The following is a 12,476-nucleotide window of genomic DNA, read 5'->3' as shown; positions in this document are numbered from 1 at the left end:
TGAGAACGTTATGAATCTTGCCCTAAGAAAGATTATATATGATCCAATTAGTTATATTCATCCTCAACGAGTAAGTTTGAATAATGCACGTATTAGCAATCCGGTACTTAGATCTATTACCAATGAAATGATACTCCTACAGTACAATCTTTCAGTTGAGCATTTCAGTCTGAATAGTTCACTTATTTACTACATAAACAATTGGAAATTATTTCCATTGATCTGTTTACTCAGTGGTTGTCACTTTTATCGAGAAAGGTTTGCAGAACGGGGATTTTTTTACAAGGTTCCTGATGTGCTAAGGAATTATTTATCAGCGATACCGGTGGAAATAAATGAAAAGGCACGATATAAACCTGGCATCGTTAACTATCAGAATATCATCACATGTGGTTTTTCAACGTTGTTGCCCTATGTAAGGCAACAACCGTTGGCAATGCAGCAACGATTTAATTTATTATTTCCTGATTTTGTTGACCACATACAATTGCCGTTACCACTTGCGTCTACTCTTTTGGAGAGAATTACATTTTATGCGAAAAAAAATAGAGATGAGCTTGATAAACTCTCCTGCAAATGGTGTTGTGATTAAAAGAATAATTTCTGATGGATTGAAAGAAATAGTCTCTCTAAAAGAACAGATCCTTCTTGAAACCACCGCAAAAATTCAGAGTATTGAGGAAAAGAGAGAAGAAAAAGTTATTCAAGGTTATTATGATGGCTATGCGAAAGGCATTATTGATGTGATGGATAATTTTATACCCTTGATAAGTTTGCTGAGCTCAGAATTAGAAAAAAACAGAATAAACATGATAAACGATCTGAAGAGCATATTGTTAAAATCTTCAGAGGAAGTTGAAGTTTTTATCAAACTTTTTGAAAGTTGGGTAACAAAATTACCGTCAATATCAGGCCCTTTAAATCTCTATATACCTACCAGTTTCAAAGATAAGTCTATTGAAGTAGAGTCATATTTTGTCGACAAGTCAATATGGAATGTCCATATTTCATATCATGATGACAAACGTTTTATTTTTTTTACAGATCAATTTATTGCTGAATTTAGTCCGCAGGAATTTGTGGATAATTGTGAGCAATATTTAATTAGCAATCACTGTTTTTCCCCTGATAAGGTTAATGAAATCTGTGAACATGCCAGACATTATTTAGTTGAAAGAATGTGTGAAATAGATTCTTTGGCTATAAATAACTCTGATTTGACGAACCCAGAGGACTTATAGATCACTGTCTCCAGTTTAATGACTTGAATATAATCTAATTCTAATATTTTAAACGCCTAATGATTTTTCAACACTGGTCTTATTTTGCTTACACAAAAATTTTATTTTTAATTATATTTCATTATTATTTCATCAATGTATTCTTTGGATTTTGCTTATAATAATAATGGAAGGGATGATTATAAATGAATGCGTTATAGCATTTACACTCAGGATGAATATATGGGAAAGATTAAAATTGTAGTTTCAGATCAGCAGCCGTTTATGATTGATGGGATAATTGGATTTCTCGGACATTATCCCGATTTATATGAGGTTGTTGGGGGCTATAAAGATCTGAAGAAAGCTATAGCGGAGTGTAACAAATCTGCAGCCCAAATATTTATTTTAGGAGAATTTGCAGGTGGAATGATGGGGTCCGAACTCATAAAATGGGTTAAATCGCATAAAATAGATGCTCATATTATTACATTTGTAGCAAAAATGCCGTATATTGATTCAATAAAATTGCTTGAAGCCGGTGCGAAAGGATGCGTATGGAAAACCAGTCACCCGGCGAAACTAAATCGCGCTATTGATTCGATTAGTAATGGTTACACTTATTTTGATAGTGTACATATGGATTGTGAAAAAATATCTTCAAGATATTCCTCTGATAATCAACTTACAAATCGTGAGTCTGAAATACTACAACTCATAGCTGATGGAAAAACAAACAAAGAAATCGCTAATTTCTTGCAGTTAAGCAGGAAAACAGTCGAAACTCATAGACTCAATATCATGAAGAAATTAGATGTTCACAGTGGTATCGAGTTGATCAAAACAGCTTTACGTATGGGTGTTTGCACTATATAAAAAAAGAGGCTTTAGGCTCATTTTGCTAAAGCCTTACGCTTGTCTATTTCATTAAGTCTGGTATATACAACATATATTTTTTTTGCATATTGCAGCCTCTTTTTTTGGTTTTCCATTGCAAAACCCGCGTTATAAGTCCCCAGACATTGCCACGTTACCCCACAACGTGAAAAATGATTATATAAAATCTCGGTCCCTATTTTAATGTTCAGACAGGGGTTATCTAACAAATCTCGTTCATCTTTTATTATTCCACGTTTTTTTAACATGGGAATGTGCATCTGGTTTATCTGCATTAAACCATAATCAAAACTCATTATATTGTTTTTCTTATCCCTGTTCTTGCCGATGCTATCATTTTTTAAATTACTTTCAACAAGAGCGATAGCTTTGATCAAATTTGGTTCGATTCTGAAAATTGATCCTGCTTCATTAAAGCAAGCGCTACTGGCGAAAGACATTTTTGTAATTAATATAGAAAATATGAAGATGGATAAGATTTTAACTTTGGGTAAGCGCATATATTTTTATGTGTAGGATTGAAGGAAAGGAACGAGATACTAATGTAATCAGTATCTCGTTAAACATTTAAGTGGTCAATTGTCTACCATTCAAGTTCATAGTAAGGAGAGATAGGATTATCTTTCGAATACATATCATTTTGAAAAGATGCCATCCATGTTGAAACTATAAATGCTTGTATTTGATCTGTATCAGTAGCACTGGTGGTGATGTGTTTATCTAATGAAACTACTTCATCACCCGTTGCAGTTGCTATATTTAAACTTTGAGAAAAATTATTCATATTGATTGGATTAGTCATAAAGTTCCCTTTTTATTTGTCCAGGCCAATAGCCTATACACAATACTTTTTAATCTAGAGTATTTGATATATATTGCAATAAGGTAAATATCTTAGATATTTTCATCTCTGTTGCTTAAATAACTAGTTGCATACATCTAAACAATAAAATTGCGACAATAAAGATTTATCGCATACAAATTCTCGTCAGTTGCTTTAGTTTCAAAATGTTGTCAATTATAACTCGATGGCTTTCACTCGAAGTTTCTTTATAGTAGAGTTTCATGTTGCTTTTGAGCGGGTTAGGCACATACATATCTACACACTCTTTTATCACAACTGCTTTTCGTCTTCTGGGTTCGAGTTGTAGTGATTTGTCTATACAAATCCTTGCCTCTTCAATTCTTTCATTATGAAAGTTGACAAGTGCTCTATAGTAGTAGAGAGAGGCTATATCAGTTGTGTGTATCTTCGCCTGTTCAAATAAGATATGAGATACTTTTGCTTGTCCAGACAGGCCAGTTATCAGTCCCATAATAGCTAAAATTTTTCCATCGACATTGGTTATTTCTGATACATAATGTAAAAGCTCTAATGCTTTTTGAGCAGCAAGTTCAAGTTCATATTTTCCATGAAGTGCCAAAGACATATGGCATTCCGCTAGCAGACAATAACATTCTGTTTTTAGCGTCTGTATATCACTTTTATTTTGTAATCCATCAAATATAGTCATAGCCCTGTAAATGCTTTCAGGAGTAAACTCGTAAAGTTCTTTCTTACCAGCCAACAGTTCATCTGATAAATAATGATTCTTGTAACCTTGATCCGGTTTAGCTAATCTTACAGAACGCTCTGGATTATGTACCGTTTGAAGGATATTATCTATAATAAATTGTGATGTGTTATGTAGTTCATCAACAGGAAGATGATTACTGGCGATGAGGAAAAGATTTTTAGCGTCGATCAGTTCAATGTATAAAGTTTTCACCGCGTTATTCTGGTTTATTCTTCCTGTAACGAAATAATCTGGCTTGAATCTTCTCAAAAATGAATTTTGCGATATGTGATCATTACAAAAATTTGTCGCAGCCATCGGATAGGTATAAAGGCCCTCGATTTTTTTATTTGAAATGTTTTGCACTAATTCCTGATTAAGTATTAATGGATCCAGGGTATTCAATGAAGTGGTGAAAGGAAATATAGCTATGGAATAGTCTGAAGTGTTATCTTCATTTATTCTAGTTTTGAAAACCTGTCCACTGAAACGATAACCTTTCCGGTAGATTGTTTCTATGCAACGATCATAGCCAATTTTTTCAAAAATGCAGCGCAAAGAATAGATACATCTTGTCAGGGACTCGTCACTTACAATAATATTTTTCCATACTGATTCGATGATCATATCTTTCAGGACAACATGACCAGCGGATTCAAGTAATACGATCAATACTCCTAACTCTTTCGGTGGAATATAAATTTGCTCATTTCCTTGAGTAAGAATTCCATCTTCCGTGAGCGTTAATCCCTCAAGAAAATGATATGAGAATTTATTTTCTAAGTCCATTAGTTAACCTCTATGAAAAAATTGGTTTCTTGCATCCTGCATAAGCAATAGAAATAGTGGCTATTCATATTTATGTGTCATTAATGCTATAGGAGTTTACATTCGACATATCTATGGTTGTGTTCACTAATTTATCTTAGGAATTCAGTGATGTAATCTGAAATAGCCTTATTCAATTTTGATAAAATAGATTGTTCTCTAACGCGTTGAAAAATAATAATTTATAGTGTGTTCTTAACTGTTTTAAGATGTTGATTTAAGAAAACATAAGAGAAGCTGGTCATAGTGGTTAACTGCACTATAACCAGCAATTTTAACCAAAAGATTGTAATGCTTAGCCATTATCTTCTGAATTATCAGTTAAGAGTTCAATATATGCCTGCGCTTTGCTCTTAACACTTTCATCCTCACAATTGTTAATAATATGATAGAAACATTGCATTGCATTATCGATATTTTTAGCCCCAATTTGACATTGACCCATACGATAAATAACTGAATAGTCATCATACGGGGAGTAATTGTAACTTAGTTTGTAAAGGTCATATGCTTGTTGATATTTCTTTTTTGACTGGCATACTGATGCAAAACCTTTTAGATATTCATGATTTTCGAACGCATAAATGCACAGAAATTTATAATAAATTTCTGCGTCCGTTATATTACCTTTTTCATGGTAGTCGAATGCATATGCATATATTCTATCAAGGATATCAGGAGTCAATCCATGTAGTAATGCCAGATTTTCTCCTTGCGATAATGCGTGTTTTAGTTGACTTGCCCATTCATCACTGTTATTGAATATTTCAAGTGTATCTGTGCTCATAATATTCCTCTGTGATGTGTTTCGTGATGCTAAATTATTATTGATTGACTCATTAATTTTTTTGTATTTATCTTTTTTGAATTATGAGTTTTAAGCTTGCATTGCTTATGGGTATATTGGTTCATTATTAGTAAAAATATTGACCACTATAAACCAATAATGTCATTAGTTGTTTTCTAATATTCACCTTATTAGTTATCTTATTTACGATATTTCATAAATGCCTTAATATGCATGACCTTGATTCATATTATCAATTTCCATTTTTTCGATGAAAATTAAAAAGGGGATTTTTGCGAAGGGTAGTAAGTCGTCTGGTTTTTTTTCTTTATTATGTCTGATGACGAGGGGGGATAGTACGTCGGTGCATATAGTAGAGAATTTATTCAGGTCTAAATTATTCTCTATTTTGGCCAGTTTTATGAGTTCATTTGTAGCCATACTCATTAAATCATCTGTTATCGGAAATTTATATATGCTCATAGCAGATAATATTGCTTGCTGAATTATTTCTTCAGAAATATCCGCTATCTTTATTGACAAATCATGTGTTAGATATTTTCCTCCAAGAGATTCTTGTTCAATATAATTTAAACCAGACCTCATCGTAATTTTAACTGGATTCACGAATTTCTCTTCGTTTTTCTTATTTTTGTTCTCCTGATCAGGAACTAATGGTTGCAGTGGTAGGCTATTATTAATATTTCGTGGCTTCATTTTACATTTCTCTCATTTGATTAGAGCAAAATCCGAATTCGCAGCTTCTGATAATGTCAAATATCACCTTTTCTAATGCTTTATTCTATCAAAAATCGCTCATTTTTACTTTTTTTACCATAATGTTACTTAGTAGCATCGGCAATTTACATAACTTACATGTTGTTTTTTATATCCTGAAAAAACAGATAGATAGTGTGCACACTCGAAATGATATTGGTAACATAAATAGCTTTATTCGTGACAAACATCTCAAAAGATTTCCTTTTATTATTTTTGAAATTCATTTGATCAAGGTTATCACCTTATGGAGACGTTACGTAGAATGACTATATTTGTTATCGGCACATTAGGGGTATTAAATTTAGTATTGATGGAAGGTGATTATTGAACAGTAACATCGAGTCACGGTAAAAATGTGAGGTATATAATGGACATTGAGTTTTCGCAGATTCATGAAATGGTCTATATGCATGATATTGTAAATTCGGACTCGAAAAAGAAACCAAGGATTCCGTTAAAAAAAATCCTTAATGCTGAGAAGGTTCTCACGCAAACAACATCATGGGCACTAAATTCAAGATATGTGAATGTTAATTCTGTCAGTAAAGTCAACGTAAAGAGTAAAGTTAAAAACAGTTATATCTCACGATCTGTCAATGATGAGTTTAGTTTAACAGATGATGAAATCAATTCTTTTAAAGAAACGTTAGTCCTTTCCTCTATTGATTCACTAAGTAAACTGGTTCTTAATAATCCTCTTTCTGTATTGTTTACATCGACTGTACGAAGGAATAATAATAGAGCTAAGATGAATGTTGAGTTCGACTCATGGATTTGCACCAGATGTTGTTGATACATGATATTTTACATTGCAAGGTGATGTCTAAAATGAAAGATGTTGATCAAAACTTTGATGCTTTATACTGGCATATACTACAAGCATATTTAATTTTATTGTTTTATGATTAACGAGGTTCCATCTTTTTGTTATCTATTTAAGTTTACCTTGCACAATGCATGATTGCTCTGTTACCAATACTCAAAATAAAAGCATGCTTACCTTGCTTTAGTATATTATAGCTTACACTTTTTTCTGGAAAGACATAAAAATCAGGAATAAGTTCTGCAAGTCTATCATCATCGACTTGATCCATGATCTCAAATTTATTAACTTTCTTTGATGTTAAATGGGCTGTGTCATAGTTTTCAATCCATGTGTATTCAATATTTCGCCGTATTGATTTACTTTCTCTGTTGCCTTGTTGCCAGGTTCCGCTCAACGCAACAGTTCCTGTTTTATTTTTTTTGGTTATACATAAAGTCGATGGTAAGATTTGCTCGCCCCTTGTCATTAAAAATTACCCAATTTGCAGTGCATGTTTCATTATATATCATTTTTTCTGCAGTATAAGAGTAAACAATGAAGAGAATAAACCCACTGATGAAAACTAAAATAAATAATAAGTTTTTTTTATAATCAATCACGATTAACCTCACGGTAAGACAGGGTTAAACAGCCTGCCACTTCATGTTGGTTATAATTTTTATTGCATGCCATAACAATCATCCTTGGTGAGGATTTTGCAAGAGGGAAGTATAACCACGGATATTTTTTACAGTTAATCCCCGAATCCAGTATCCGTGTCTTATATTTATCGAACTCTTTCAACCCATCAATTGTATCTTCTGTCACATTAAAATGGCAGCCATTAATTTCCGCAACAGTCTTGTAATCCTTGAAGAATGGCTTCGGTTGATTATTATTCCATAGCCAATGTGCAGAATATACGCCTATAGCAAATATGCTCAACATAATTAGATAACTTTTTATATGTTTGAGGATTTTGTTATTGAAATTGTTTGCGCTACCAATGCTCTCTTTGTACCCCGCATTACCTTTTACGGCAGGTGGGGTATTGTGTGTATGTGCGTCTGTTGAAGAGTTTATTGCATGATTTTGTATGTTAATGTCATTATGAATCTTGAATCCTCTTCTCGGCACGGTTGCAATAAGCGAGTGGGTGGTATCACCAACAGCGCGAAATCCGCGTCTGATAATGGATATGTTCTGATATAACGTGTTAGTTGGCACACGCATACCTTCTTCTTCCCAGACTCTGGTGAAAAAATCTTGTTGTGCAACCACATCAGGAAAAGCTTCAAGTAGAAGTGATAAACAACGACTGGCTGGCGTTGTCAGAACGACGTTAAGATCGGCGTTATGTACCGATATTAATTTTCGGTGCTCAGGCCAGAACTCGATATTATCGTTAATAATCCAGTACATACGTCAATAGACACTAAATCAATCGAAATGGAAATCACATAGTTTGCTAAGTATATTGGTATTTACGGCATAAATATATATTAATTTTATATTTATCATAATGATTGAAATGAGGCTTTAATGTCGCAACGTAAAACTTTACGTAAATTAACATGATTAACATTTACGCCACTATTGTTTGTAAATTCATATTTCGTAATGCTTCTGAATTTTTCGTGTGATGGTTTTAAATACCATGTTGTTTACTCTTGGGGTTACTGCTTATTTATAAAATACGGGCATTTCAATAGATGCCCGTATAAGCAGAGTATGATTCTGGCAGATTGTTGAGTATCAATGTTGGACCGAATGTGAACGAATAAATAACTCGTTTATTTTACCACCCATTCTCTTTTCGATTCGTTGCTTGTACGCGTAGATGCTACGGATATCCATATCCAGAACTTCAGCAATCTGATATGGATTATAACCAGAAACCATATACCCCATTATGGTGAATTCCATCTGAGTTAATGTGTTCCCTCTGGTAAATGATAAATAACGACCAATAAATAGTTGTCTGATCTTTTCATTGGCAACATCAAGACCATCATCATTATATATGACAGCAGATATTGCAGAGTTGTGTTTTCGCCAGTAGTTAGCTAACGATTGCATATTGCGGTCGCTGACTAAAACAATCCCCATGTCAGTACTTGCAAGATAGTCAATCCAGTCTTTTTCAAGGAATAGACGTAAAAAACTTACTGAAAAATCGACAAAAATATATCCGCTTAATCTCGCATTGTGGTTTTTTGTTAAGATACCTTCCACCACACCACGATTAAAATATGAACTTTCTTCGGGCCACATACAAAAACACGAGTTTGCGCAATACTGCAAACGCGGTGACTCTTCTGGCATTATTTGGCAATGCATTGAGCAACTATTGCATGTAAGACTTTTATAACGACTACAAAGCCCCATGTTAAGAACCTCCCTATCCGTATATAATTGCATAATTTCATTGGTTATTGATGATGTCAATACACCATGATTTTGTAATTTTGCTGGGAAAAATTGCGATTAATCTGTATTTGCTATAATTCTGAGTAAGGCATTTAAAAATGCATTTCTCGTTATCAAATATGATTATGTTTCACTGATTTAATCTTGCATGGTTGAGAACGGTTCAGATAACTATCTCATGGTATAAGAATATCTATATCGCAAATTGTTTTTGAATGACCAGAAGATATCTTGCGAATCTAAGTTATGCATCTTAAATAGTCTTATTTAAGATGTTCAGATCTCTTTGTGTGTTTAACTAACTGATAATACTACGATATGACGAGAGAAGTGATAGAGCGGAATAATAACAAATGAACATTATGAAAACTGGAATGGTTCAAAATTGTAGCAATTTTGAACCATTCACAACGGATATTAGCTAAAGAACATTACCGATACGCACAGGATACCCACGATCAGCGTAATCAGATTTCCGATGGAACGCCAGGGTTTAAGCGCCGGGATGAGATATGTTGACAGCGTAGGCATGATGAAAAGTATCATGGCAATGAGCGGGCCGCTGATCGCGTAAATCATCGAAATCGCGTTCGGGTTAATGCAACAAACAAAGAAGGTAATGAGCGATACCAACATAATTGATAGTGCGCGGTTAAATGCACGACTTTTCTTTACACCAACCTGCTGTAGTGTTGTTTTGACGACCTCCGTGGCACCTTCAATAACGCCAAAGTACGTACCCAGGAATGATTTCGACATCGCAACTACTGCGACAATAATCCCGGAAATTGACAACCATGCTGGGGCGTTCGGCAGCATAGAAAGTGCCGATAAAATGGTAACCCCTTCTTCTTTAGCCGCTTCAATATACGAAGGTGGAATAGAAAGCAGGCAGCTAAAGACAAAGAACAATACACTTATGCAGATGATGAGATAAGCGACTTTCATAATTTTTTTGCATTTATCCATAGCGTGTTCGCCATATTTTTCACGTCTGTCTATGGCAAACGTAGAAATAATGGGCGTATGGCTAAAGGCGAAAACCATCACGGGAATCGATATCCATATCTGGTGAAGGGTATTCTGATTGAACTCTACCTGGGTAGTTAATAGATCAGGTTGCCAACTACCGACCAGGTAAATAGATAGAAATAGGAAATAGGCAATCAATGGGAATACCAAAAATCCCATTACCCGAATAGTGGCATGGCGTCCCATCAGAAAAATGAGATTCAGGATTAATACAACACCCAGACTCACCAACATACGGATGCGAAGATCAATAACCATATGCTTTGCCAGCTGTTCCGTAAGTGAGTTGGTAATTGCCACGGCATATATCAACACGACGACAAAAAAGGCGATGAAGTACAGCGTGGTAATCAGATTACCAATCTTCTTGCCATAGTAGTGTGTTACCGCGCCCGTTATTCCTTCACCTGCTGATGTTTTTGATGAGAGGATGAATTGGCATAAGGCTTTATGTGGCCAATATGTTAAAGGCCAGGCGACCAGAGCAGTAATAAACAGGACCACAGCCCCTGCCGAACCTAACTGAATAGGAAGGAAGAGCGTGCCTGCACCAACGGCTGTGCCGTAGAGCGCGAAACTCCACAGAGTTTCTTCTTTTGACCAAATATTAGACATTATCTGAACGTATCATCTACAAATTAAACAAAATGGAGGGCAATTTACCATAAACCAGGTTAAGTATGGGAGATTAACGCCCTTTCTACCTCTCTATTGGTGGGTTAGTGGTTGCAAACCTTACGTGCCAGTTATGTCTCTGACTGCTGGTCAGGCGTATTTCCTTTGTGATAAAAATCACTTTTTTTAAACAATTAAGATAACTGTAATTAACAATCATTTACTATTGCACTGTTAATTGGTGCGAGGTTGTGATGAAAGACGTTGTGATTGTCGGGGCGTTACGGACACCTATCGGCTGTTTTCGTGGTGCGTTAGCGGGTCATTCCGCCGTGGAACTTGGCAGCCTGGTCGTGAAAGCGTTAATAGAACGTACCGGTGTTTCTGCATATGCGGTGGATGAAGTGATTCTTGGTCAGGTGTTGACTGCAGGGGCAGGGCAGAATCCGGCAAGGCAATCGGCTATTAAAGGTGGTCTTCCTAACAGCGTTTCTGCAATCACTATTAATGACGTTTGCGGTTCCGGGCTTAAAGCACTGCATCTGGCTACTCAGGCGATCCAGTGTGGCGAGGCGGATATTGTCATCGCCGGTGGCCAGGAAAACATGAGCCGCGCACCACACGTTCTTACAGATAGCCGCACCGGTGCACAGCTTGGCAATAGCCAGTTGGTTGATAGTCTGGTGCATGACGGCTTGTGGGATGCCTTCAATGATTATCATATTGGTGTCACCGCCGAAAATCTGGCTCGCGAATATGGCATCAGCCGTCAGTTGCAGGATGCTTACGCACTTAGCTCGCAACAAAAAGCGCGAGCGGCGATTGACGCCGGACGATTTAAAGATGAAATCGTCCCGGTAATGACCCAAAGTAACGGTCAGGCGTTGGTTGTTGATACCGATGAACAGCCACGCACTGACGCCAGTGCAGAAGGCTTGGCCCGTTTAAATCCTTCATTTGATAGTCTCGGTTCTGTGACAGCGGGTAATGCATCATCCATAAACGATGGCGCAGCTGCGGTAATGATGATGAGCGAAGCCAAAGCGCGAGCGTTGAATTTACCCGTGCTTGCCCGCATTCGCGCATTTGCCAGCGTTGGTGTAGATCCGGCATTAATGGGCATTGCGCCGGTGTATGCGACACGCCGTTGCCTGGAACGTGTCGGCTGGCAGTTGGCTGATGTCGATCTTATTGAGGCTAATGAAGCGTTTGCTGCTCAGGCGCTTTCGGTTGGCAAGATGCTTGAATGGGATGAGCGTCGGGTCAATGTTAATGGTGGCGCGATCGCGCTCGGTCACCCAATAGGCGCGTCCGGTTGCCGAATCCTGGTTTCTCTGGTTCATGAAATGGTGAAACGTAATGCCCGCAAAGGACTGGCTACGCTTTGTATCGGCGGGGGCCAGGGCGTGGCATTGACCATTGAACGTGACGAATAGCTCTGCATTTCCTCCTTACCGATAAATATCAGCCGTCATTAATCTGTTGAATAATGGTGGCTGGCGAGTCGACATACATTTTCAGGGCTC

The 12,476-nt window shown here is 36.4% G+C and carries 14 protein-coding genes and 1 pseudogene; 6 read left to right on the top strand and 9 right to left on the bottom strand.

Translation table 11 applies throughout. From position 1 onward, the window contains the following. The first annotated feature begins 10 nt into the window (after positions 1 to 10). The 3 genes from FQZ95_RS16900 to FQZ95_RS16890 all read left to right on the top strand — a co-directional run bounded on the left by FQZ95_RS16900 (position 11) and on the right by FQZ95_RS16890 (position 2,096). Positions 11 to 592: a type III secretion apparatus protein OrgA/MxiK gene (locus FQZ95_RS16900; protein WP_001389479.1), complete on the top strand. Its 582-nt coding sequence runs from the start codon at positions 11 to 13 to the stop codon at positions 590 to 592. Next, a complete protein-coding gene (locus FQZ95_RS16895) occupies positions 534 to 1,241 on the top strand; it encodes a hypothetical protein (RefSeq protein WP_160530448.1) in 708 nt (235 codons plus the stop codon). The genes FQZ95_RS16900 and FQZ95_RS16895 overlap by 59 nt, the downstream gene beginning before the upstream one ends. A 222-nt stretch (positions 1,242 to 1,463) precedes the next feature. Then, positions 1,464 to 2,096 (top strand): LuxR C-terminal-related transcriptional regulator, encoded by a 633-nt coding sequence (locus FQZ95_RS16890; RefSeq protein ID WP_000516283.1) that lies wholly within the window; start codon positions 1,464 to 1,466, stop codon positions 2,094 to 2,096. Positions 2,097 to 2,113: 17 nt separating this feature from the next. Here the strand turns inward: FQZ95_RS16890 and FQZ95_RS16885 are convergent, their stop codons facing one another. The 5 genes from FQZ95_RS16885 to FQZ95_RS16865 form a co-directional block, all read right to left on the bottom strand. Continuing rightward, positions 2,114 to 2,617, bottom strand: a complete 504-nt coding sequence (locus FQZ95_RS16885; RefSeq protein WP_160530447.1) for a lytic transglycosylase domain-containing protein — start codon at positions 2,615 to 2,617, stop codon at positions 2,114 to 2,116. Between the two features lie 83 nt (positions 2,618 to 2,700). Then, complete coding sequence (locus FQZ95_RS16880; RefSeq protein WP_000184104.1) at positions 2,701 to 2,919, bottom strand: hypothetical protein; 219 nt, start codon at positions 2,917 to 2,919, stop codon at positions 2,701 to 2,703. Positions 2,920 to 3,085: 166 nt separating this feature from the next. After that, entirely contained in the window at positions 3,086 to 4,462 is a 1,377-nt protein-coding gene (gene ygeH, locus FQZ95_RS16875; protein WP_000362672.1) for a HilA family transcriptional regulator YgeH, read from the bottom strand. A 334-nt stretch (positions 4,463 to 4,796) separates the two neighbouring features. Beyond that, positions 4,797 to 5,288, bottom strand: coding sequence for a tetratricopeptide repeat protein (locus tag FQZ95_RS16870; RefSeq protein WP_000102383.1), 492 nt, complete (start codon positions 5,286 to 5,288; stop codon positions 4,797 to 4,799). A 225-nt stretch (positions 5,289 to 5,513) separates the two neighbouring features. Next, positions 5,514 to 6,005 carry a hypothetical protein gene (locus tag FQZ95_RS16865; protein WP_039020558.1) on the bottom strand — a complete coding sequence of 164 codons (492 nt, stop codon included), beginning with the start codon at positions 6,003 to 6,005 and terminating at the stop codon, positions 5,514 to 5,516. A 430-nt stretch (positions 6,006 to 6,435) separates the two neighbouring features. On the opposite strand from FQZ95_RS16865, the gene yqeK reads away from it, so the two are divergent. Both yqeK and FQZ95_RS16855 read left to right on the top strand, forming a co-directional pair. Further along, positions 6,436 to 6,861, top strand: coding sequence for a protein YqeK (yqeK, locus tag FQZ95_RS16860; protein WP_160530446.1), 426 nt, complete (start codon positions 6,436 to 6,438; stop codon positions 6,859 to 6,861). 35 nt (positions 6,862 to 6,896) lie between these two features. Continuing rightward, positions 6,897 to 6,977, top strand: a complete 81-nt coding sequence (locus tag FQZ95_RS16855) for a hypothetical protein (protein ID WP_072132081.1) — start codon at positions 6,897 to 6,899, stop codon at positions 6,975 to 6,977. A gap of 32 nt (positions 6,978 to 7,009) precedes the next feature. Here FQZ95_RS16855 and yqeJ read toward each other — a convergent pair. From yqeJ to FQZ95_RS16835, 4 genes and pseudogenes are all read right to left on the bottom strand, one after another. Next, positions 7,010 to 7,493: pseudogene (gene yqeJ / locus FQZ95_RS16850) on the bottom strand (protein YqeJ). Continuing rightward, the gene (locus FQZ95_RS16845) at positions 7,486 to 8,295 is read right to left on the bottom strand and encodes a winged helix-turn-helix domain-containing protein (RefSeq protein WP_088542177.1); all 810 of its coding nucleotides are present in this window, start codon (positions 8,293 to 8,295) and stop codon (positions 7,486 to 7,488) included. The pseudogene yqeJ and the gene FQZ95_RS16845 overlap by 8 nt, the downstream one beginning before the upstream one ends. Positions 8,296 to 8,628: 333 nt before the next feature. Continuing rightward, on the bottom strand, positions 8,629 to 9,261 hold the full coding sequence (locus FQZ95_RS16840) for a helix-turn-helix transcriptional regulator (protein ID WP_001305805.1): 633 nt from the start codon (positions 9,259 to 9,261) through the stop codon (positions 8,629 to 8,631). Positions 9,262 to 9,720: 459 nt separating this feature from the next. Beyond that, entirely contained in the window at positions 9,721 to 10,950 is a 1,230-nt protein-coding gene (locus FQZ95_RS16835; protein WP_000065947.1) for an amino acid permease, read from the bottom strand. A 254-nt stretch (positions 10,951 to 11,204) separates the two neighbouring features. Here FQZ95_RS16835 and FQZ95_RS16830 point away from each other — a divergent pair, with 254 nt between their 5' ends. After that, the gene (locus tag FQZ95_RS16830; protein WP_000656039.1) at positions 11,205 to 12,386 is read left to right on the top strand and encodes an acetyl-CoA C-acetyltransferase; all 1,182 of its coding nucleotides are present in this window, start codon (positions 11,205 to 11,207) and stop codon (positions 12,384 to 12,386) included. Positions 12,387 to 12,476: the final 90 nt, after the last annotated feature.

This window comes from Escherichia sp. HH41S (genome assembly GCF_009820115.1).
Lineage (GTDB): Bacteria > Pseudomonadota > Gammaproteobacteria > Enterobacterales > Enterobacteriaceae > Escherichia > Escherichia coli_F.
The sequence above is the reverse complement of the archived record's forward strand: the minus strand, read 5'-3'. Positions and strand labels throughout refer to the sequence as shown.

What these genes read in the sequence shown, in the direction of transcription:
- FQZ95_RS16900 (WP_001389479.1), top strand. Translation starts at nt 11, where the DNA reads ATGAATCTTGCCCTAAGAAAGATTATATATGATCCAATTAGTTATATT.
- FQZ95_RS16895 (WP_160530448.1), top strand. Translation starts at nt 534, where the DNA reads ATGCGAAAAAAAATAGAGATGAGCTTGATAAACTCTCCTGCAAATGGT.
- FQZ95_RS16890 (WP_000516283.1), top strand. Translation starts at nt 1,464, where the DNA reads ATGGGAAAGATTAAAATTGTAGTTTCAGATCAGCAGCCGTTTATGATT.
- FQZ95_RS16885 (WP_160530447.1), bottom strand. Translation starts at nt 2,617, where the DNA reads ATGCGCTTACCCAAAGTTAAAATCTTATCCATCTTCATATTTTCTATA.
- FQZ95_RS16880 (WP_000184104.1), bottom strand. Translation starts at nt 2,919, where the DNA reads ATGACTAATCCAATCAATATGAATAATTTTTCTCAAAGTTTAAATATA.
- ygeH (WP_000362672.1), bottom strand. Translation starts at nt 4,462, where the DNA reads ATGGACTTAGAAAATAAATTCTCATATCATTTTCTTGAGGGATTAACG.
- FQZ95_RS16870 (WP_000102383.1), bottom strand. Translation starts at nt 5,288, where the DNA reads ATGAGCACAGATACACTTGAAATATTCAATAACAGTGATGAATGGGCA.
- FQZ95_RS16865 (WP_039020558.1), bottom strand. Translation starts at nt 6,005, where the DNA reads ATGAAGCCACGAAATATTAATAATAGCCTACCACTGCAACCATTAGTT.
- yqeK (WP_160530446.1), top strand. Translation starts at nt 6,436, where the DNA reads ATGGACATTGAGTTTTCGCAGATTCATGAAATGGTCTATATGCATGAT.
- FQZ95_RS16855 (WP_072132081.1), top strand. Translation starts at nt 6,897, where the DNA reads ATGAAAGATGTTGATCAAAACTTTGATGCTTTATACTGGCATATACTA.
- FQZ95_RS16845 (WP_088542177.1), bottom strand. Translation starts at nt 8,295, where the DNA reads ATGTACTGGATTATTAACGATAATATCGAGTTCTGGCCTGAGCACCGA.
- FQZ95_RS16840 (WP_001305805.1), bottom strand. Translation starts at nt 9,261, where the DNA reads ATGGGGCTTTGTAGTCGTTATAAAAGTCTTACATGCAATAGTTGCTCA.
- FQZ95_RS16835 (WP_000065947.1), bottom strand. Translation starts at nt 10,950, where the DNA reads ATGTCTAATATTTGGTCAAAAGAAGAAACTCTGTGGAGTTTCGCGCTC.
- FQZ95_RS16830 (WP_000656039.1), top strand. Translation starts at nt 11,205, where the DNA reads ATGAAAGACGTTGTGATTGTCGGGGCGTTACGGACACCTATCGGCTGT.